Source organism: Desmospora activa DSM 45169, from assembly GCF_003046315.1.
In the GTDB taxonomy this organism is placed as follows: domain Bacteria; phylum Bacillota; class Bacilli; order Thermoactinomycetales; family DSM-45169; genus Desmospora; species Desmospora activa.
In genome coordinates this window covers 1742613-1764334 of record NZ_PZZP01000001.1, presented here as the reverse complement: position 1 = coordinate 1764334, position 21722 = coordinate 1742613, and the positions used below count along the sequence as shown (strand labels likewise).

The following is a 21722-nucleotide window of genomic DNA, read 5'->3' as shown; positions in this document are numbered from 1 at the left end:
AACTGAGAAACAGGACGTTTCCCCCGTTGTGTTGGAGAGAAACGTCCTGTGTTTTTTGGTGGATATATTCACATCGGAATCATTGGTGATTTCTAAGAGATTCAATAAGGCTGAGAGGGATGTCCCATCTTTTCCGCATCCTGAACGGCTTTTGTTGCTTCCGTATTGCCAAGTTGCCCCCGGGTTGACGCAGTTCCGTCGGTTCCTTGTTGATTTAACCCTTTGGCCACCCGACGTCCGTAATCCGAATCACACTTTGAAAAATGATCGATCATCCGATCCTGAATGTCTTGATGGCATCCCCTTAAAGCGTTTATCAAGTTTTGGATCAAATCGACACGTTCCCACTCTTGCAGTGCCTGGTAGGTCATACCAGCCTGTTTATAATCATTTCGCCGTTCGATACTTTGCCGAACCAGATGCCCCTGAATAAAGGGGGTGTGTTCTTTGCCGGATTGCTGAACCTCTTTCAATCCGCCCAAGGAAGAGGGTTCGTAGTTGATATGGGGATTTTGACCGGGAGCCACATCGACGTGATAGGCCATCTGGCCGCCTCGTAGATTGGTAGCCACATGTTTTTTGGGGGCGTTGATCGGCAATTGCTGATAGTTGGGACCCACCCGGTAACGTTGGGTATCCGAATAGGAGAAGGTTCGCCCTTGCAGCATTTTGTCGTCGGAAAAATCCAGCCCGTCCACCAGCACTCCAGTTCCGAAGGTGACTTGTTCCACCTCTGCAAAGTAATCCTCCGGGTTTTTGTTTAAGACCATCCGTCCCACCGGGAGAAAGGGGAACTGATCCATCGGCCACAACTTGGTATCGTCCAACGGATCAAAATCAAGTTCGGGGTGTTCGTCATCGCTCATGATTTGCACGTACAGCTCCCATTCTGGATAATCCCCTCTCTCGATTGCTTCGTAAAGATCCTGTGTCGCATGATTGAAATTTTTCCCTTGGATCTCTTCCGCTTCTATTTGGGTCAGGTTTTTAATACCTTGCTTGGGTTCCCAGTGATACTTCACCAATACCGATTCACCCCGTTCATTTACCCATTTGTACGTATTTACTCCGGATCCCTGCATCTGCCGGTAGTTTGCTGGAATCCCCCAAGGGGAGAAGAGGAAAGTAATCATGTGCATAGACTCGGGTGTTCGGCTGATAAAGTCAAAGATACGTTCGCTATCGCACATTGGTAAGTGGATCCGGCTTGAAGGCGTGAACCAAATCGGGAAACTTCATCGCGTCTCGGATAAAAAAATCTTTAGGTTGTTTCCCACCAAATCCCAATCTCCGTCTTCTGTATAAAATTTGACGGCAAACCCTCTCGGATCTCGTAGCGTCTCTGGAGAATGGTTGCCGTGAATAACAGTGGAAAAACGGACAAACACGGGCGTTTTCTGTCCGGGCTTCTGAAAAAGTTTTGCTCGGGTATATTTGGATATTGGCTCATCAGCCACCAAAATAAGAAAAGGCCCACTATGGGCCTTCACTTAAACGGTCGTTATTTATTTCATGCTGGCCGGATAGGTGGTTAAATCGATTCCCCAGGCGATTGGCAAGAAGAAGTACACTGCCAAAATCACCAACATGAGGGTGAAAATATTGATCCATACGCCTGTCTTCGCCATCTCAGTGATCCCGATCTTTCCGGTAGCGAACATAATCGCATTGGGTGGCGTACCGACCGGCAGCATAAAGGCGCAGTTAGCGGCCATAGCTGCTGGCACCATCAAGGCATAGGGATGTACGTTGATCGCCAGCGCCAGGGAAGCTAAAATCGGGAGAATCATGGTGGCGGTTGCCGTATTGGAGGTGATCTCCGTCAAGAACAGAACCAGGGCAGCTGTGACAACAATGATCAGCAAGAAGTTGATGCCTTCCAATACAGTCAACTGATTGCCAATCCATTCAGCCAAACCGGATTCGCCAAAGCCTGCAGCAATTGCCAGACCGCCGCCAAACAGGAGCAATACGCCCCAAGGCACATCCTTGGATACTTGCCAATCGAGCACACGCTTTCCTTTTTGCGATGCCGGGATTAAAAACAGGATAATAGCCGCTATAATGGCGATCATGGTATCGCTAATACCGGGAATCAAATGGTCCCAGATAAAAGAGCGGGAAATCCACATAAAGGCGGCAAAGAGGAAGACGGCCAAAACCGCTTTTTCTTCAGAGCTGGTGTTTCCCAGTGATTTCAATTCCTTCTGGATCATCTCTTTTCCACCTGGCAACGCTTTCAGTTCAGCCGGAAAAACGATGCGGGAAAGGTAAAACCACGTACAGAACAATAAGATGATACTAATTGGAACACCGATCAACATCCAACCGGCAAAAGAGATTTGAATGCCGTACAGCTTGGAAACCATGGCGGCCAAAATTACATTGGGAGGCGTTCCGATCAGTGTGGCCAACCCTCCGATGGTGCCAGCGAATCCGGTTCCCAGGATGACTGACTTTTCAAAGTTTCCTTTGCGATTGATATACTCATAAGATCGATCTTTCAATGTTTGTGACACTTGGTAAATGATCGCAGTCCCAATCGGAATCATCATCATAACGGCGGCGGTATTGGAGATCCACATGGATAAAAAGGCCGTAGCCGACATAATTCCCAACACGATCCGTTGTGTGCTGGTTCCGATCATAGAAATGATCGTCAAAGCCATCCGTTTATGAAGATTCCATTTTTCCATTGCTAGGGCAATCATAAACCCGCCTAAAAATAAGAAGACAATCGGATCCCCATAAGCGGATGCAACCGCATCTCCCTCTAAAGCGCCGGTGACGGGTAGTAAGATTAAAGGGAGCAAGGAGGTTGCCGGAATGGGAATCGCTTCCGTGATCCACCAGACCGCCACCCATAAAGTAGTAGCCAGTACTGCTTGCCCTTGTGCGCTTAATCCCTCAGGAGAGAAAAACAGTAACGCCCACAGGAACAAGGCTGGACCCAGGAGCAATCCGACGAGTTGGGAACGTCGATAAGTAGGTGGTTCAGGATTATCCGCCACTTGTTTGTCTGAGGATGATTGGGTTGAATCCTTTGCTTGCTTTTTCGGCATAGCGAACAGCAGCAATTGTTTGGTTTGTGAATGGGATTGCCACAGTTGATTCCAAGCTGCAGCGACAAAGGATCTGCTCATAATATGCAACCACCTTTCCGTTTTAGGTAAAACGCTTACAAAATGAGAGAAGAAATAAATGGCAGTAAAAGTATAACCTTTTCTAGGATAAATGGTTTTGAACGTTTTATGAAGTTTAGATAACTAAAATAAGCTTTTGGTAATTAAATTAATTGAAGTAGATTTAATAAATTAGTAGTATATGGTCGATTTTGTCATTTTTATCGTTTGATGGAAAACGGTGTTTTATCAACGGTAAATAAAGCCTTCTGCGACAGTTTCGCCACGGATGCCATCTATTCCTTTTCTACGACAAAAAAAGGATATCAACCATTTGATATAGAACTTTATATGTAGTTAAAGAGGAGGAAGATTAAGTGCCCGGTGGTGCCTTTGGATTTCACAGTATGGATATAGGGGTTCGTGGGAAGGAGAATAAAAGTGGTTTTTCGAAGAAGCGTAGAAATGTACATCGATGCCTGTCAACAACAGGGACAAGCGTGGGAAAAAGGAGATTATCAGTCTGCGAATGAATGTAACAAACTCAAGGTGATGCATCTACATAAGTTGAAGCGTTCAGAGAAAGGGATCAAGGCACTGGTAAGCTTGATGGATCATGATGATCCCTATGTAAAATTGAGTGCCGCAGTGCATTCCCTTCCATACGAAGAGACGCGAGCGCTAAAAAACCTTCAGTACCTACAGGGGATTACGGGGATTCTCGGATTTCATGCGGAGACAGCGTTAAAGGAATGGAAAAAAGGAAACTTGAAGGTTTGAGACTCCCATGACTGAAGTCGATGGGATTCTTGGGTAGTTAGCGCACTCAATCCATTTCTGCTTCGTGCAACTCCCAATCTAAGGGCTGTCTCATCAGCCCGTCCCATGCAGTTCTACAGCCAAGCCGTATGTACTCACATAGGCGGGACATCTATTACCAGTGTCCTAGTTCCTTTATCTCACTCTCATGGTTTTACCTAGTGGGAGAGATTGGTTCGCCACTGGAACCGCATACCATGACATTTTCAAGGAACGAACCCACTACCAGTGGGATGAGCACCGCTCATACATTCGATTATACTATAATTGGTTGCTCTAAGCATCCAACTGTACTAGATTTCCAGTTTGGTTTACTGTAAAATGGGGACGGATTTTATTGAATAAAGTTTAATGTAGAATATGTCTACATGATGACAAGAAGTGTGGGAAGGGTGAGGTTATTGCTGGAACGAGGAGGGGTGAACGGATGGTGAATGAAGGGGAAAAACAGAAACAAGATGCGTTAGCGGAGGCGGTTGGAAGCTATAAGGTAAAGCAGCTGAATTTTCGATTGGGGGCATTTGGCGCTGTGGTGCCGATGCTGTTTTTTGTCGGCTGGGCGGTAGCAACCAGTATGCTGCAACTAAGCTCTGAGATCGGTTTGGTGATGGGGGCTGTGATTGGATTGGCCCTGGGACTGCTTCTCTGCAAAAGTAAGTGGTCTGATTATGCTCAGGGGATATTTGATGGAATGGCACAACCGGTAGGTGTTATTGCCATCGTGGCTTGGTTCTGGGCAGGGATGTTTGCACAAGTATTGCGATCCGGTGGCTTAGTTGAAGGCCTTGTCTGGTTGGGGGACATTTCCGGTATGACTGGATCGTTGTTTGTCGCCCTCACTTTTGTGTTGGCAGCGATTTTTTCCACTGCGGTTGGAACGGGTTACGGTACCACGGTGGCCTTTTGTACCCTGATGTACCCAGCGGGTGTCGCTGTTGAAGCTGATCCGGTGATGCTGTTTGCGGCCATTTTAAGTGGGGCAGCCTTTGGGGATAACCTGGCCCCTGTATCCGATACGACGATTGTTTCCGCTACTACCCAGAATGCAGATGTTCCTGGTGTGGTGCGCTCCCGCTTTAAATACAGCATTGTCGCGGCGATCCCCGCCTTCATTCTGTTCGCTCTCTTTGGCGGTGGAGGTGGAGGAATAGATGATCCTGCCGCCATGGCGGCGATGAAGGAGGCTTCCAACCCCGCTGGTTTAATCTTGTTACTTCCTTTTCTCTTGGTAATTGTGTTGGCGCTGTCAGGGCATCATCTGATCACCTCCCTAACCTGGGGCATTCTTAGTTCCATTCCAATTATTGTCTTAACCAATCTAGGAACGATTGGTGATTTAATCCGGTTTAACCCGGACTCTGACAATGTGGTGGAGGGGGCGCTGATCGACGGTGTCGCCGGTTATATGAATATGGCCATCTTGATTCTGCTGATTGTGGCGGCATCCCATCTGTTGCGATTGGGTGGTACGATGGAAGTGATCACACGGAGCTTAACTCGGTGGATCCGGGGGGTCACCCGGCGTGCGGAATTGGCGATCTGGGGCATTGTCTCCCTGATGAACAGCGCGATCACTATCAACACCGCCGCTGAAATTGCGGCAGCCCCCTTTGTTAAAGAAATCGGCGAGAAACAGAAGATCCACCCTTACCGCCGTGCCAACTTCCTTGATGCGATCAGCTCCGCGTTGGGTTATATCTTCCCCTGGAGCGCAGCGTTGCTACTAGGTTGGCAGACAATTTCGGAATTACAGAAGCAGTATGATTGGCTGCCGGTGATCGCTCCTACTTCCGCATTCCCCTTTGTTTTTCATGGCTGGTTCCTAGTCCTGGTGATGCTAATCGCCGCATTGACCGGCTGGGGATTGCGATATGAAGGAAAAGACGGTGAAGAAGTAAAAGAGCAACCGTACGAAGAGAAATAATATCTGAGTCGAAAGGCGGTGGGTCGGTTTCCGGTGTAATGCAGAGTCGAAAATCGGGACCCGCACCCACGGTGTCATCGATCGGAGGCTGTTTCCAACGAGAAATGGTCTCTTTATTTTTTGTGAAAATATCCGGTGATGTTTTAAAGGAAAAATTGTTATTCGAACGGATACAGAAGAAAAAAATAATAAATAAGACTTACAAAATACAGGTCTTTATCGGTATAATCATAGTACATCAGAACTATTTATACCAAAGAGAAGGTGATGTTTGTTGGGTTTATTGGTTGTGGTAGCTAGCGTTTCTTTTTCAGTTGCGTTCTTTATTTTTACATACTATTCAACGGTGGGAGCCACATGGAGAAAAGCGCGCTTAGCCAATAAGGAATTGGAAGATCTGTTGTTTTGTCGTGTGGTGATGGAAGGATATATTCCTTCTTTAGACGAGATACGGGTATTGATCGAGGGAAAAGCGCGGGAATATCAAATCAAACATTCGCAGCTGCAGGATGAACTGCATTTTGTGACGATTATCTACACCCGAGTGGTGGAAAATAACTTGATTAAAGATAAAAAACGAATCAATCTGATGCAAAACCTGAGCCCTTTGCTGCAAGAAAGCAGGGCATTGGCGGATCAGAGAAACTATCTACAGCGCTTGCGGGAGTTTGCCCGGATGGTCGGACTGGTTATAGTGTCTGCCGGCGTGGGCTGGTTGGCCGCTGCCGGATTGTTGATGGCGGTGTATGAATGGGAGGGGATCCTTAATATGAGTTTGCGGGTGCTGGGTCCCATCGGATTGCTGCCGCTTCTGACGACGGTGGCTCTCGCCTGGATGTACCGCATTCGCTCCAAAGATGTACTCCTTTATATCTGAATAGTTGGCCGCCGATCCTGGGACCCGGCGGCATTTTATCTGTGTGGACAGGGGTGTAGTTGGCACAGCAGTGACTGATGTTGGTTTGTCGATGCTTTAGCACTTCGATGGAGACCCTGTCACCTTCTGCTCGAATCCGCCCTTTTCCTAAAGTTTCCGCCTAAAATCCGCCCTTCCGCCTCTCCTGCAAAATCATGGGCACTCACTTCAGATAAATGGTTTTAGTTGCATCCCTTTTTGAAATAAAGGCGCCCATCGGATAAAATGGATTCGGATTCAAAAAATGATGAGGGTTGTCTGATAGCGGAGACGAAACAAACGGAGGGACATTCCTTGAATAACCGACTACGATTTGACCATACGACAGCACTACCCTTTATCGGTGAACACGAGCTGGAACAAATGGAAGCCAGTGTGTTGACAGCCCATGACCAATTGTACCAGGGAAGTGGGGCAGGTAGCGACTATTTAGGGTGGATCGATCTGCCGACGGCCTATAACCGAGAAGAATTTGCCCGTATTCGGCAGGCGGCAGACCGGATTCGTACGGATTCTGACGCTTTGATCGTGATCGGGATTGGCGGTTCCTATCTTGGTGCTCGCGCGGCGATTGAGATGCTGACACATCCTTTTCATAATCAATTGTCGGCGGATGAACGGCAAGGTCCAGCCATCTACTTTGCTGGCCATCATATCAGTTCCACCTATCTCTCCCATCTGTTGAGCCATTTGGAAGGAAAGCGGGTTAGTGTTAATGTGATCTCTAAATCCGGCACCACCACTGAACCTGCGATTGCCTTTCGCATCATCAAAGCTTGGATGGAAAAGCAATACGGCAAAGAAGAAGCAAATCAACGGATCTACGCCACGACAGATCGAGCCAAAGGCGCTTTAAAGCAGTTGGCCGACGCAGAAAAGTATGAGACCTTTGTTATTCCCGACGATGTAGGTGGCCGTTACTCCGTCTTGACCGCTGTGGGATTGTTGCCGATCGCAGTAGCCGGGATTGATGTGGAGGCCTTGATGAAAGGGGCTGCCGACGCCGCCGATACCTACCGCAAAACAAGCTTGTCGGAGAATGATGCTTATCGTTATGCGGCAGTACGTAATGTCCTATACAACAAAGGGAAGACGATTGAGCTCTTGGTCAACTATGAGCCTTCACTTCAAACCTTCTCGGAATGGTGGAAGCAGCTGTTTGGCGAGAGTGAAGGAAAAGATTACAAAGGAATATATCCCGCTTCGGTCAATTTTACCACCGATTTACACTCCATGGGGCAGTACATTCAAGAGGGGCGGCGGGATCTGTTTGAAACGGTGGTTCGAGTGGATCGACCCGCTAAATCTCTCACGATTCCCGGAGATACGGCTAACCTGGATGGTTTAAACTATTTGGCGGGTCGTACGATGGACGATGTGAATCACAAGGCATTCCAAGGAACGCTTCTGGCTCATACGGATGGTGGTGTGCCCAACTTAGTGGTTAACGTTCCGGAAGCCACCCCTTATCATTTGGGGGAGTTGGTCTATTTCTTTGAAAAAGCGTGTGGAATCAGCGGTTATCTAATGGGTGTCAATCCCTTTGATCAGCCAGGTGTAGAAGCGTACAAGAAAAATATGTTCGCCCTCCTTGGCAAGCCCGGTTTTGAGGAAGAACAAGAGCGGCTGATTAGGCGCTTGGAAAAATAGGCGTAGTGCCCGGGGGCGAGAGACCCGGGCTTTTTCAGTTATATTGGTCAGGATTTACTGGAATGGAAGGGGATAAAAGATGATATGGCAAAAGAATCAGCTCTTGATCCGAGAAGTGGTGGTAAATGATGTACCGATTTTGACTAAATGGTTGTCTGATGAACGAATTCTAATTTTTTACAAGGGTAGAGATCAACCCTATGATAAAGAAAAAGTTCAAAATGAATTTCTTACGTTCACAAAAGGGATGATTCGTTGTATGGTGGAGTGGGAGGGAAAAGCAATCGGTTACCTCCAGTTTTACCAAGTGGATGAGGATTCTTTGCGAAAATATGGTTATCGCCCACAAGATCGCGTCTGGGGAATGGATCAGGTTATCGGCGAACCGGATTATTGGAATCGGGGAATTGGAACGGTACTGGTACAAGCGGCGGTCCGCTATTTGGTGGCGGAGAAGGGGGCACGGTTTGTCATTATGGATCCCCAAGTCCGTAATACTCGGGCGATTCGGTGTTATGAAAAATGCGGCTTAAAAAAGGTACAGATGTTGCCTCGACATAAGAAGCATGAAGGGGTATGGCAGCATTGCTGGCTGATGGAGTTAGAAAGCGAGTCTTTATCCTAGGATAGCGAGGTTTTATTTCTGTTCCTTTTTTTCAACATTCAGGTAAATATCATGCTGATTCCTATTTGTTCATCCCGCAAGGGGATTGGAAAGGAGTATATTTGCAGTGCTACAACCAGAGGAATTTGACGTCAAACGGATTATTCGCGATAACCATTTCCAACCCTTTCTCATCGACGGTACCGAACCGTTACAAGAACTGGTCGGTCGCAACCGCATAAAAGCGAGTGATGAAATCTTAATTGTGGAACGTGCAGGGATTAGGATGGCATTTTCCCTCTATCAGATGACTTACCATCACGTTGCACAAGGGGAAGTGGCAGGGCAACCGTTTATTCTGGCGTTCTGCGCGATTTGCCATGGCGCTACATCGATGGTTCCTGTGTTGGATGATGGTCAGTTGTACCACTTTTCCTGCATTGGGATTTATAATGGGATGGCACTACTTCAGGATAAAGAGACTGGTTCCTATTGGGATCATATTTCCGGAGAATGTCTACACGGGCCGAAAAAAGGGGAAATGATGGAGTTGGTCCCTGTGGAACACATTACGGTGGAACGGGCACTAAAACGTTGGCCTGATATTTCGATTGCCTTTTCAAAACAGCCGTGGCATCGTCGGATCATTTTGCAGCCGCTGATGAACTTTTTCGGCGATCGTGGGCTTTTCCCACCCTATTTTCGCTTTTCCATGGGCAAAAAAGATACGCGGTTATCCGATATGGTAAGCGGATTGGGCATTTATACGAAAAAGAAAACCAAGCGATTTTATACGATTCAAACCATCCGGGAAGCAGGTGGGAAACTGATCGATCAGGTTGATGGTCGGCCGGTTACGATCGCGCTCGGACCCGACGGTCATCCTCAAGCGACATTTGATGAATCAGAAGAGAAACCAATGCAACTCTATTGCCGTTGGTATGGTTTTGCGTTTACGTTTCCCGGTTGTGAAATATATGGAGAGCCGCCTGAACTACAAAAGTAAGCAGTCTGGATGATACTTTAAACCCCCTGACTACATCAGGGGGTTTAAAGTATCATTCGGCTTCAATCATATCCCGAACTGATTGGCGCATCAGTTTTAGCAATACTTCCGCTTCCTCCTTGGTGGTGGCGCGTGTCCCAAAATAAAACTTAATCTTGGGCTCGGTTCCAGAAGGGCGAATGGCCAGCCATGCGTCCCCGTTGCATTCAAAGCGAAGCACATCGGCGGAGGGGAGCCCGTCCAAGCCCTTGGCAAAGTCGCGAACCCGCTCCACGGTTAATCCGCCGATATGATGCGGCGGTACAGTGCGAAACTGCTCTATGATGGCTTGCATACGATCCACTCCCGCCTTTCCCTGAAAGGTAAAGGAGAAAAGTGATTCCCGATAGGCACCGAACTGACGGTCGATATCTGCCAGCGCTTGCTCCAATGTCCGGCCCTGTTCGCGGTGATAGGCGGCCATCTCACAGCACATCATCGCCGCCTGGACGGCATCTTTATCACGGACAAAACTGCCGATCAGGTAGCCGTAACTCTCCTCATAACCAAATAGAAAGGTGTCTTCTCCGCTCGCCTCTTTTTCAGCGATTCCTTCGGCGATATATTTAAATCCGGTCAGGGTATCGCTGGTTTTTACCCCGTATTCCGCCGCTATGGCACGGCCCAACTCTGAGGTGACGATCGATTTAAAGACGACGCCGTTTGGCGGGAGGCTTCCCTGTGCTTGTCGTTGTTTTAAAAGGTAATCCAGCAGCAATGCGCCGATCTGATTACCGTTAAAGGTGTGAAAGCGGCCATCGGAGCCACGAGCCAATAACCCGAGGCGATCGGCGTCAGGGTCGGTAGCGATGATAAGATCCGCATCCGTTGCCTCCGCTTGCTCTAAAGCTAGGGAAAAAGCGTTGGGATCTTCCGGGTTGGGAGAGGAAACCGTAGTAAAGGCGGGATCGGGTATCGCCTGCCGCTTTACCGTCTCCAACCGGGAGAAGCCGAGTGCTTGGAGAGCCTGTTCCACCGGTTTTGTACCGGTTCCGTGAAGAGGGGTAAACACCACCCGCAGCGATGCGTGGCTGGGGTGCTTACCCCTGAGGGAAAGGGAGAGCACATGATCGAGATAGGCTTGGTCTACCTCGGAAGAGATAATCTGAATCCTTCCGGAGGCGATCCCCTCCTCCCATGTTCCCGTATCCAAGGCTAGTTCATTCTCTATTTGTTTTAGCTCGTGTAAAATAGTGTCCACCTTGTCTGGAGGCATTTGCGCCCCATCTTCTCCGTATACCTTGTAGCCGTTGTATGCGGCGGGGTTGTGGCTGGCGGTGATCATGATGCCGGCGGCAGCTTGCAGATGGCGCACAGCAAAGGAGAGGACAGGGGTGGGGCGAAGAGAGGGAAATAGATGGACGCGAATTCCGTGGTATGCCAAGTGGGAAGCCGCTTCTTGTGCAAACGTTTGTGAAAAGCGGCGGGAATCGTAGGCGATGGCAACACCTTTTTCCGATGCTTGTGTTTGCATGGACAGCATTTGCGCCAATCCTTCGGTTACCCGGCGTACGGTAAAGCGGTTGATGCGATTGGTTCCAGGACCGATCAATCCGCGCATACCAGCGGTGCCAAAAGCGAGATGGCGATAAAAAGCATCTTCCTTATCCGCATCTGAGTAGGCGAGCAACTGCTGTTTCATTTCTTCATCCAATTCCGGGCAGTGAAGCCAGCGATCGATAACGGATTGCATGGACCATCCTCCCAACAAGGTTGAGTGTATCGTATTAAAAATAACATATCATGGATGTCAGAAAGATGTCAGGATTTATTTTTTTGGAACAAGTACTTTCAAAAAATAGATGAATGCGTTATCATAGGGCGAAGATAATTAATTAATTTAATGAAGAAAAGGGTGAGGAGATGGAGCTGCGCTATAACCCCTTGTTGGACGATTGGACAATGGTCGCTTCCAACCGCAAAAACCGCCCCAATATGCCCAAGACCGATTGCCCTTTTTGCCCGGGCTCAGGGAAAGTGCCGGAACATTACGACGTCTGGAAGTATGACAATGATTTTCCCGCCCTGATGCCGGATCCGCCTGCTCCGGACCTGGTCGGTTCCGGTCTGTACCAGACGAAACCGGCGATCGGCAAATGTGAGGTGATTCTCTACTCACCGGATCACACCGCCACTTTGCCGGAGTTACCAGTCTCCCATATTGAAAAATTGATCGACCTATGGACCAATCGGTTTGTGGAGCTGGAAAAAGATCCACACCATCAGTACATCCTCATCTTTGAAAATCGGGGGGAAGAAGTAGGGGTAACCATGCCTCATCCCCACGGCCAGATCTATGCTTATTCGCAAATGCCTCTAAAAATTGGGACGGAGTTGCACAATTGTCGCCGCCATTTTGAACGAACCGGCTCCTGTCTCCTCTGTGATATGAATCAGGAGGAGCGGGCATTCGGCAAGCGCATTATCGCTGAAAATGATGGATTTTCGGCTTACCTTCCTTTTTTTACGGATTACCCCTATGGTTTGTTTATCACCAGCAAGCGGCATCTGACAGGGTTGGATCAACTTACAGCCGCTGAGCGAACGGCATTAGCCTCGATATTGCGGGAGATGACGGGTGCATTTGATCAACTGTTTGAGCGCCCTTTTCCTTATATGATGGTGTTGCACCAACGCCCGGTCAACGGAGAAGACGTAGAGGAGCATTATCACTTTCATATCGAGTTTTATCCACCCCTCCGAGAAGCGGATAAATTGAAATATTACGCCTCTTCGGAGATGGGAGCATGGGCGGCTTGCAATCCCCATGCGGTAGAAGAGACGGCAGAACAGTTGCGGGCTGCGCATCAGCGCTTTATAGAGCGGGAAGGGGGATGACGATGAAAGGGAGCGCACATTTGTATGATGCTTTTCAGCAAAAGTTTACTGCAAAGCCAACCCAGTTGTTTTTCGCCCCAGGACGGATTAATCTGATCGGGGATCACACGGATTATAGCGGTGGATTTGTATTTCCCGCCGCCTTGGATGTGGGGACATGGGTGGCTGTGCGTCCGCGATCGGATGGAAAGTTCCGTCTGGCATCGACACAGTTTCCGGAAACATGGGAAGGAATGGGGGCGGATGTCGGTGATGCAACTGTGGGCGGGTGGACCCGATATCCCCGCGGTGTCATTCGGGTGATGAAAGAGGAAGGGGCCGCATTGTCGGGAGCTGACCTGTTGTTTGCAGGGGATATGCCGGTAAGCGCCGGTCTCTCCTCGTCGGCGTCGATTCAAATGGCGACAGCGACGGCTCTGGCGGCGTTAGAACCGGAAAAGCGCTGGGAGAAACCGGCGTTGGCGCATCTGGTACAAAAGGCGGAAAATGAGTTTATCGGTGTGCAATGCGGTATTTTGGATCCGTTTACATCGGTGATGGGGCGAGAAGGACACGGTATTTTGCTCCGTTGCGATCATATGCAGTTTGAATGGATTCCCCTTGAGTTGGGCGACTATCAGCTGATCATCATTCATAGCGGCAAAGAACGGGGGTTGGACGGCTCCCGGTACAATGAGCGGCGAGCCGAATTGGAACAGGGATGGCGTCAACTGTCAGCGCTACTCCCGCCGGACTGTCGACTGGCCGATGTTACTGCCGAGCAGTGGGAGCGATTGGTGCCTCATCTTACTTCAGATGAATCGATCAAGCGCTTACAGCATGTCATCACCGAAAATGACCGCGTGCAACAGTCGGCGGAAGCGTTGAAACGAGGGGATGTAGCGGCGTTCGGTAAATGGATGGCCGCCTCTCACCGCTCGTTGCGCGATCAGTATGAAGTGACGGGATACGAACTGGATGCCCTGTTTGAAGCGGCGATGGCAGATTCCGCTTGTGTCGGTTCACGGATGACAGGGGCCGGATTTGGCGGGTGTACGGTTCATCTGGTAAAGGCGACGGAGGCGGAAGGGTTTGTGGAGCGAGTGACAACCCACTATGGCAAGAAGACAGGCTTGACACCGCGGGTGATTCCCTGCCGCATCGGAGCAGGAGCCCGCGAACGGACACAGGAGGTGTTTTCATGGCGATCCTCGTAACCGGTGGTGCCGGTTATATCGGCAGCCATACGGTACGTTGGTTACAGGAAGCGGGGGAAGAGGTGGTAGTACTGGATCATTTGCGTACCGGTCATCGCAAAGCAGTGCAACACTCCCCCTTGATCGAGGGCGATATCCGTGATCGGGAAGAGTTGGACCGGCTGTTCCAAACTTATTCGATCGAGGCAGTGATCCATTTTGCAGCCTCATCCTTAGTGGGTGAAAGCACACAGCGTCCCCTGGATTACTATGACAACAACATCAACGGAACGCGCACACTGTTGGCAGCGATGGCGGACCACGGAGTGGATAGGATTGTCTTCTCCTCCACAGCGGCGGTCTACGGCGAACCAAAGCGAGTTCCCATCCTGGAGACGGACTCCACCGCTCCCGCTTCTCCTTACGGGGAGACCAAATGGGCGATTGAGCATATGTTGGGCTGGGCGGAACAGGCGCATGGCATTCGCTTCGTTTGTTTGCGCTATTTTAACGCAGCAGGAGCCTGGGATCGAGATCTGGGGGAAGATCATGATCCGGAGACCCATTTGGTGCCGTTGGTGTTAAAGACGGCATTGGGGCAGCGGGAGACGATTACGGTTTTTGGCGACGATTATCCCACGCCCGATGGAACCTGTATCCGCGATTATGTCCATGTGAAGGATTTGGCTCATGCGCATGCTTTGGCGCTGAAGCGGCTACGTGAAGGGGGAGCGAGCGGGATCTATAACCTTGGGAGTGGAACCGGTTTTTCCGTACGACAAGTGATTGAGGAGGCGGAACGGGTGACCGGCCGTACGATTACGGTAACGAGTGGCCCGCGGCGTGCCGGTGATCCTGCTGTCTTGATCGCATCCCATGAGCGGGCTCGACAGGAATTGGGATGGGAACCGACTCACACCCGATTAGAAACGATTATCAGCAGCGCGTGGGAGTGGCATTATCATCATCCCGACGGTTTTGCAGATGAAAAAGGAGGCGGCAAATGAATACGATAACGCTGTTGGATACTGCGGTAGAAGTAAACCAGCGTTTGAAACGGGTTCGATCCTGGATGGATGAACGGGGGTTGGATGCTCTGCTCCTGCGGAAACGGCGAAGCTTCTCGTGGTTGACGGGAGGACGCTTAAATCACATTGGATTAAGTGTGTCAGAGGGGGTGGCAGATCTACTGTTGCTACCTGATCGTTTGGTATGTGTGACGACCAGCATGGAGTCCGCCCGCATCGCGGAGGAAGAATTGGTCGGACTGGATATAGAGATGGAAACGGCGGATTGGACCGAGGGAACCGCAGGTGTGTTGGATCGTCTCTGTCAGGGGCTGCGGGTGGGGGGAGATGTTTTTGTTTCGCTGCCGTCTGCTCACACCTTTGTTGCACTCACCGCTGAAGTGGCAGCCCTCTCGTGGGTTCTGGACCCGTCGGAACGACGCCGCTATCGGGAGTTGAGCTTGTCTGCCGCCCGGGTGTTGGAATCGGTTTGTCGCGATGTCCGTCCCGGCGTAACTGAGTATGAAGTGGCGGCTGAAGTGGCGCACCGCACCTGGGCCCAAGGGATGCGGACGCCGGTGGTGCTGGTGGCGGCAGATGAGCGCATCAGCCGTTTTCGCCACCCGTTGCCGACGAATAACAGGCTGAAAAAGCATCTAATGCTGGTTTTATGTGCGGAACGATGGGGGTTAGTCACCAATCTTACCCGGATGGTCCATTTTGGTCCCCTGCCGGATGAAATCGAGAGGCGGCGGCAAGAACTGGCGGAGATTGATGCCGCCATGATTACCGCCACCCGTCCGGATGTTCCGCTCTCCCAGGTGTTTGCTCAGGCGGTGGAAGGGTATCAAGAGGCGGGTTATCCTGATTCCTGGCGCTGGTTGCATCAGGGTGGTCCTACCGGATATGCATCGCGAGAAGGGTTTGCTACACCAGATAACCAAGATGTGGTTCGCTTACACCAAGCCTTTGCCTGGAATCCCTCCTTGCCGGGATTAAAATCGGAAGATACGATACTGGTAGGGGAAAAAGAGAACGAGGTTCTTACCCATACCGGAGAGTGGGTCTATCTAAACGTCAAACAAGCGAAGGGAACGATTTTACGTCCGGATATTCTGGTGGGGGAGTCATAAGGAGTGTGGCAGAAATAAGAGGGTTATGTCTTTTGACTAAAGGTGTGATGGACTTTGGAAGGCCCGCTGCAGACAGGAAGCTTTCGATGGATGAAATCCATCAATAAATCGACGATATTAAATATCATTCGCTTCCATGGCCCGATATCAAGGGTGGAGATCGCCAAGATGACTAAACTGACACCTCCCACGGTAACCAATATCGTTGGCGAATTGATAGAGTCTGGGATTGTGTTGGAGCAGAAGCGGGGCGAATCGACGGGTGGCCGTAAGCCGATCCTACTCACCATCAATCAATCCGCGTTTCAGGTGATTGGCGTCTATGTAAGTGCCCACCGGGTGCGGGGTGCGGTGTGTAATCTAAATGGGCGAGTGGTGGAGGAGTCAGAGCGCCCGATTCCGCCCAATCCTACGGCGGAACAATTCCTACAGACGGTACAGGAAGTGATCCAGCGGTTGGCGACAGGGATTCAACAGCGCCAAATTCCGCTGCTGGGAATTGGGGTGGGGATGCATGGTTTAGTGGATCCCGATCAAGGTATTTCTCTGTTTGCACCAAATCTCGCTTTAAGCGATATTCCATTGCGGGCCGTTTTAGAGGAACGTTTCGATGTGCCTGTCACGGTGGAAAACGATGTCCGTGCTATGGCTTTGGCTGAAAGTTGGTTTGGGCAGGGGAGAAGCTTAGCGGACTTTATCTGTGTTCATGTGGGCAGCGGAATCGGAGCGGGTATTTTTTCAGCCGGCTCCTTGGTACACGGCCCCTCATTTACAGCGGGTGAGGTGGGTCACACCATGATCGACGCTGCCGGTCCCCGTTGTAGTTGTGGAAATACCGGCTGCCTGGAGGCGTTTGCCTCGGGTCCGGCGATGGAAAGGAGAGCACAGGAAAAATTGCGCCATGGTTCCCATTCGCTCTTACGGGAACAACTGCAGGGAGAGTGGGAGAAGCTCTCCGGTTCCGATCTGACAGTAGCGGCACAGGCGGGAGATGACTTTGCCCAGAAAATCCTGGCCGATACGGGGCGTTACCTGGGGATCGGCCTGGCAAACCTGGTTAATTTGCTCAACCCCAGACGTATCATTCTTAACGGCGGGGTTTTTGCCGCTGGTGATTATGTCCTGGATTCCCTGAAGAAAACGGTGCATGAACGGTCGCTCACTCTTCCAGCTGCCGATGTTACGATCGTGGTGTCTGACTTGGGCAAAAGAGCAGGCACCATCGGTGCTTCTACACTAGTATTAAAGAAGATGTTTCAACCGCAATAAGGTTGGAACATCTTCTTGTCATTGTATCGATTTTTGGATTTTGTCCAGCTGCTTGGATTCCGTTTTTCTTGTAGTGTTCGGATAAGCACAAATGAAAGGGTTTACAGAAAGGGCAATCGAAAGCTAAAATATCAGAGAATACGTTCTTTTTTGATTTGGTGAAATTGAAGGGGGCTGCCGATTCATGGGCAGAAAGCGGGTATTTGCCTTTTTGACCGCCGTATTACTTGTGTTGACGGCCTGTGGCGGGGGAACAGAGGGACAGAGTGGAAATGAAGTAGAGATTTTTAGTTGGTGGACAGGAGCAGGAGAAGAAGCGGGGTTAAATGCGCTGATTCAGCTATTTGAAGAGGAAAATTCCGATATTCGCGTCAACAATGCAGCTGTGGCCGGAGGGGCGGGTACCAATGCCAAAGCGACTCTGGCTACCCGAATGCAAGGAAATGACCCACCGGATACTTTTCAGGTTCACGGCGGATCCGAGTTAAATGACAGTTGGGTGGCGGCGGATAAGATGGAACCGTTGACTGAGCTTTATCAGCAGGAGGAATGGAATGATAAATTCCCACAGGAGCTGATCGATCTCGTCAGTCACGAGGGTGAGATCTACAGTGTGCCGGTCAATATCCACCGTGGAAATGTTTTGTGGTATAGCCCCTCCATCTTTAAAGAGAATGGCCTTGAGCCACCGCGTACCTTTGCTGAATTTTTTGAGGTGGCGGATCAATTGAAAAAAAAGGGGATTGTGCCATTGGCTTTGGGTGATAAGGAATCCTGGGCCGCCACCCATCTATTGGAAACCGTGCTGTTGGGGAAGTTGGGACCGGATGATTACAACAAGTTATGGACAGGAGAGATTCCTTTTGATGATCCGAAGGTGATTGATGCTTTGGAGACATTTAAAAAAATGTTGCAGTACACCAATAAGGATCATGCTGCTCGTAACTGGCAGGATGCCGCACAGATGGTTGCATCGGGAGACGCGGCGATGAATGTGATGGGGGATTGGGCAAAAGGGTATTTTACCGCAGATCTGAAGCTAGAACCAAAGAAGGATTTCGACTGGATTGAGACGCCAGAGAGCGAAGGCAGCTTTATGGTGATTACTGATACCTTCGGACTGCCAAAAGGGAGCAAAAATCCGGAGGGAACAAAAAAATTCCTGCAAGTACTGGGATCGGTGGAAGGACAGGATACCTTTAATCCATTGAAAGGTTCCATCCCCGCCCGCTTGGATGCCGATCGGGAGAAATATGATGTTTATGGGCAGGAGACGATGGACGACTTTAAAGAGAGTGCACTCACCCCTAGTTTGGCGCATGGTTCTGCCGCTCCGGAAGGGTTTGTAACAGAAACCAACCAAGCGGTAAACAGCTTTGTCACCCAAGGAAAGGTGGATGCGACTGTGCAGTTATTGCAGCAGAAACTGGAGGCCGCTCTTAAGTGAGGGGTTGCGGATCTGTATGACTCGGGTTGGTCATAGTGCAAAAAGGGCGGCCTTGACGCCGCCCGTCTCTATCGAGGGGGTTGATGGATGCAAGATTCCACACGAACAGAGAAGAGTAAGCTTAGCGCCCGCTCGCTGGACGACAGATGGAAGGCCTTTTTGTTTCTGCTACCCACTTTAGTGGCAGTGGCGGTATTTGTATATGGGTTTATCGGTTGGACCGGTTATGTCTCATTGACTGGTTGGAATTCGTTGGTTCCTGATTTTAGTTGGGTTGGTCTGCAAAATTATGTCGCATTGTTTCAAGATTTTCGCTTTCAATCGGATTTGCGCAACACAGTGGTATTTACATTGTTGTTTATTGTCGCTTGCCTTAGTATTGGCTTAGCTTTGGCTGTTCTCCTGGATCAACGGATTCGGGGCGAAACCTTTTTCCGCAACCTGTTCATTTTTCCGATGGCGCTCTCTTTTATCGTTACCGGAGTGGTGTGGCAGTGGATTTTTAATCCCTCCACCGGTATCAATCTGTGGCTGGATCGCCTCGGATGGACGGATCTCCCGGTTTGGTATGTAGACACCCGCATTATTCCGGGGTGGGAATGGGGGGCGATTCAGGTCGGGATTCCCATCGCTTTGATTGCGGTGGTGGTGGCGGCGGTATGGCAGCTCTCCGGCTTTACCATGGCCATGTATCTGGCGGGTTTGCGGGGGATTCCGGATACGTTGCGCGAGGCCGCCCGTGTGGATGGGGCGGGGGAGTGGCAGATCTGGCGCCGTGTGATTCTGCCGCAGCTTCATCCCATTACCTGGAGTGTGGTTATTATTTTGGGGCATATCTCCCTCAAAATTTTTGATCTGGTGGTAGCGATGACGGGACCCGGTGCCAATTTTGTCACGGATGTTCCCGGTGTGTTTATGTTTGAGACCACCTTTCGCGGAAACCATTATGCCCAAGGGGCATCGATTGCGGTTATTATGCTGGTGTTGGTCAGCATCCTGATCGTCCCCTATCTGGTCAGCCAGATGAGAAGGGAGGAGAGAGGATGATGGCGCGTCCTGGTCGCATCGTGATTTATCTGTTATTGATGTTGGCTGCTCTCTTTTTCCTCATTCCGCTCTATGTGATGGTGGCTACCAGTTTGAAGGGGTTGGAGGAAGCGACACTCAATCGTATGTGGGAATGGCCCGCTACAATGCAATGGGAAAGCTACAGCACTGCGTGGGAACGATTGGCGCCCCATCTCCTCAACAGCTTGTACCTGGCGACAGCTGCCACCCTCCTATCGGCGCTGTTGGGCTCCCTTAACGGCTACATCTTTTCCAAATGGCGGTTTCGTGGAGCGGACACGTTGTTTACCTTGATTCTGTTTGGCATGTTTATTCCTTATCAAAGCATTCTCATCCCGTTGATTCAGTTTTTGCAAACAATCAATCTATACAACAGCCTCCCGGGCTTGATACTGGTTCACGTGGTATACGGGATTCCGATTACCACCTTGATCTTTCGCAATTATTACGCCGGCATTCCCGATGAGATCTTGGAAGCGGCCCAAGTGGATGGAGCCGGTTTTGGCGGTATTTATTGTCGTATTTTGCTGCCGTTGTCTTTGCCGGGATTTGTGGTGGTAGGCATCTGGCAATTTACCCAGGTGTGGAACGAGTTTTTGTTTGCCGTCACCTTAACCACCTCCTCCCAGCACCCGGTGATGGTCGCCTTGCAAAATTTATCCGGCAGCCAAATCGTTCAGTGGAATATCCAGATGGCGGGGGCTTTGTTGGCAGCCTTGCCTACTTTAATTGTCTATCTGCTGTTGGGGCGGTATTTTATTCGCGGGTTGTTGGCTGGTTCGCTCAAAGGATAGTGTCAGAGATGAAAAGAAGGTTATTAGTGACCAATCGAGAGGAGTGTGAATGATGTGCAGAAGCAGCTATGGGGAGAATGTGTGTCTGAATATCTGGGTACCTTTATCCTGATTTTCGTCGGATGTGGTACAGTAGCTGGATTGGTTCTCAACGATGTAGCGTTGGGTCAGTGGGAACTGTCCCTGATCTGGGGCTTGGCGGTGACGATGGCGATTTATGTGACTGGGGCGGTCAGCGGTACACATATCAATCCTGCAGTCACCATTACAATGGCTGTATTTCGGGGCTTTCCCTGGGGAAAGGTAGCCCCCTACATCACAGCGCAGATGGCCGGGGCCTTTAGCGGTGCTGCCGTGGTGTACGGGCTTTACAACAAAGCGTTTATCCATTATGAGAGCGCGGAAAGCCTGGTGCGGGGATCAGCAGAAAGCGTTGCCACTGCGGGCATATTCTCCACCTACCCAGCACCGTTCTTAACGAATGTGGATGCTTTTTTTGTGGAGTTTGCCATTACCGCTCTGTTGTTGATCGTGATTTTGGCTGTGGTGGATGAGCGCAATCCGCTGTTTGTGCCGTTAAAAAATGTAGGCCCGTTTATCATCGGCTTAACTGTTGCCATGATTGGCGGTTCCTTCGGCAATCTGACAGGCTTTGCCCTTAATCCAGCCCGCGATTTTGGACCGAAACTGTTTGCATGGATAGCCGGATGGGACGCAGTTGCATTACCTGCCCCGGATTCCTATGTTTGGGTGCCGCTGATTGCTCCCATTTTAGGCGGATTGTTTGGAGCGTTGGTGTATGATTTTGGTGTACGGCGCTATCTGCAAAAGTCGGAACAGGAAGATGCGAGCCAAGAGAAATCTCATTCTCCCGCTTCTTGAATCCGTATTCAACGGTGTTCCGGTATTTT

Annotated in this window: 17 protein-coding genes and 1 pseudogene; 15 read left to right on the top strand and 3 right to left on the bottom strand. The window is 50.1% G+C overall.

Annotation, left to right across the window (positions count from 1 at the left end):
• Positions 1-101: 101 nt before the first annotated feature.
• Positions 102-1451: pseudogene (locus tag C8J48_RS08600) on the bottom strand (catalase); the annotation flags it as partial.
• A 54-nt stretch (positions 1452-1505) separates the two neighbouring features.
• Positions 1506-3143 (bottom strand): SLC13 family permease, encoded by a 1638-nt coding sequence (locus tag C8J48_RS08595; RefSeq protein WP_107725922.1) that lies wholly within the window; start codon positions 3141-3143, stop codon positions 1506-1508.
• 420 nt (positions 3144-3563) lie between these two features.
• Here C8J48_RS08595 and C8J48_RS08590 point away from each other — a divergent pair, with 420 nt between their 5' ends.
• From C8J48_RS08590 to C8J48_RS08560, 6 genes are all read left to right on the top strand, one after another.
• Complete coding sequence (locus C8J48_RS08590) at positions 3564-3902, top strand: hypothetical protein (RefSeq protein WP_146160465.1); 339 nt, start codon at positions 3564-3566, stop codon at positions 3900-3902.
• A gap of 466 nt (positions 3903-4368) precedes the next feature.
• Complete coding sequence (locus C8J48_RS08585; RefSeq protein WP_107725918.1) at positions 4369-5865, top strand: Na+/H+ antiporter NhaC family protein; 1497 nt, start codon at positions 4369-4371, stop codon at positions 5863-5865.
• Between the two features lie 274 nt (positions 5866-6139).
• Complete coding sequence (locus tag C8J48_RS08575) at positions 6140-6742, top strand: hypothetical protein (protein ID WP_107725914.1); 603 nt, start codon at positions 6140-6142, stop codon at positions 6740-6742.
• 333 nt (positions 6743-7075) lie between these two features.
• Positions 7076-8431 carry a glucose-6-phosphate isomerase gene (locus tag C8J48_RS08570; protein WP_107727658.1) on the top strand — a complete coding sequence of 452 codons (1356 nt, stop codon included), beginning with the start codon at positions 7076-7078 and terminating at the stop codon, positions 8429-8431.
• A gap of 79 nt (positions 8432-8510) precedes the next feature.
• Entirely contained in the window at positions 8511-9056 is a 546-nt protein-coding gene (locus C8J48_RS08565; RefSeq protein ID WP_107725912.1) for a GNAT family N-acetyltransferase, read from the top strand.
• A 106-nt stretch (positions 9057-9162) separates the two neighbouring features.
• Entirely contained in the window at positions 9163-10041 is an 879-nt protein-coding gene (locus C8J48_RS08560; RefSeq protein ID WP_170105301.1) for a DUF3179 domain-containing (seleno)protein, read from the top strand.
• Positions 10042-10093: 52 nt separating this feature from the next.
• Here C8J48_RS08560 and C8J48_RS08555 read toward each other — a convergent pair whose 3' ends face one another.
• A complete protein-coding gene (locus tag C8J48_RS08555) occupies positions 10094-11773 on the bottom strand; it encodes a phospho-sugar mutase (protein WP_107725907.1) in 1680 nt (559 codons plus the stop codon).
• Positions 11774-11943: 170 nt separating this feature from the next.
• Between C8J48_RS08555 and galT the strand changes: the two genes are divergently transcribed.
• The 9 genes from galT (at position 11944) to C8J48_RS08510 (ending at position 21693) form a co-directional block, all read left to right on the top strand.
• Positions 11944-12918: a galactose-1-phosphate uridylyltransferase gene (gene galT, locus C8J48_RS08550; RefSeq protein ID WP_107725906.1), complete on the top strand. Its 975-nt coding sequence runs from the start codon at positions 11944-11946 to the stop codon at positions 12916-12918.
• A 2-nt stretch (positions 12919-12920) separates the two neighbouring features.
• A complete protein-coding gene (locus C8J48_RS08545; RefSeq protein ID WP_107725904.1) occupies positions 12921-14114 on the top strand; it encodes a galactokinase in 1194 nt (397 codons plus the stop codon).
• A complete protein-coding gene (gene galE / locus C8J48_RS08540) occupies positions 14099-15100 on the top strand; it encodes a UDP-glucose 4-epimerase GalE (protein ID WP_107725901.1) in 1002 nt (333 codons plus the stop codon). The genes C8J48_RS08545 and galE overlap by 16 nt, the downstream gene beginning before the upstream one ends.
• Positions 15097-16233 carry a M24 family metallopeptidase gene (locus C8J48_RS08535; protein WP_107725900.1) on the top strand — a complete coding sequence of 379 codons (1137 nt, stop codon included), beginning with the start codon at positions 15097-15099 and terminating at the stop codon, positions 16231-16233. Before galE ends, C8J48_RS08535 begins: the two co-directional genes overlap by 4 nt.
• A gap of 90 nt (positions 16234-16323) precedes the next feature.
• Positions 16324-17502, top strand: coding sequence for an ROK family transcriptional regulator (locus C8J48_RS08530; protein ID WP_245891100.1), 1179 nt, complete (start codon positions 16324-16326; stop codon positions 17500-17502).
• A gap of 184 nt (positions 17503-17686) precedes the next feature.
• Complete coding sequence (locus C8J48_RS08525) at positions 17687-18949, top strand: ABC transporter substrate-binding protein (RefSeq protein ID WP_107725895.1); 1263 nt, start codon at positions 17687-17689, stop codon at positions 18947-18949.
• A gap of 87 nt (positions 18950-19036) precedes the next feature.
• Positions 19037-19996 (top strand): carbohydrate ABC transporter permease, encoded by a 960-nt coding sequence (locus tag C8J48_RS08520; protein ID WP_107725893.1) that lies wholly within the window; start codon positions 19037-19039, stop codon positions 19994-19996.
• The gene (locus C8J48_RS08515) at positions 19993-20811 is read left to right on the top strand and encodes a carbohydrate ABC transporter permease (RefSeq protein WP_425430452.1); all 819 of its coding nucleotides are present in this window, start codon (positions 19993-19995) and stop codon (positions 20809-20811) included. Before C8J48_RS08520 ends, C8J48_RS08515 begins: the two co-directional genes overlap by 4 nt.
• 54 nt (positions 20812-20865) lie before the next feature.
• Entirely contained in the window at positions 20866-21693 is an 828-nt protein-coding gene (locus C8J48_RS08510; protein WP_107725891.1) for an MIP/aquaporin family protein, read from the top strand.
• Positions 21694-21722: the final 29 nt, after the last annotated feature.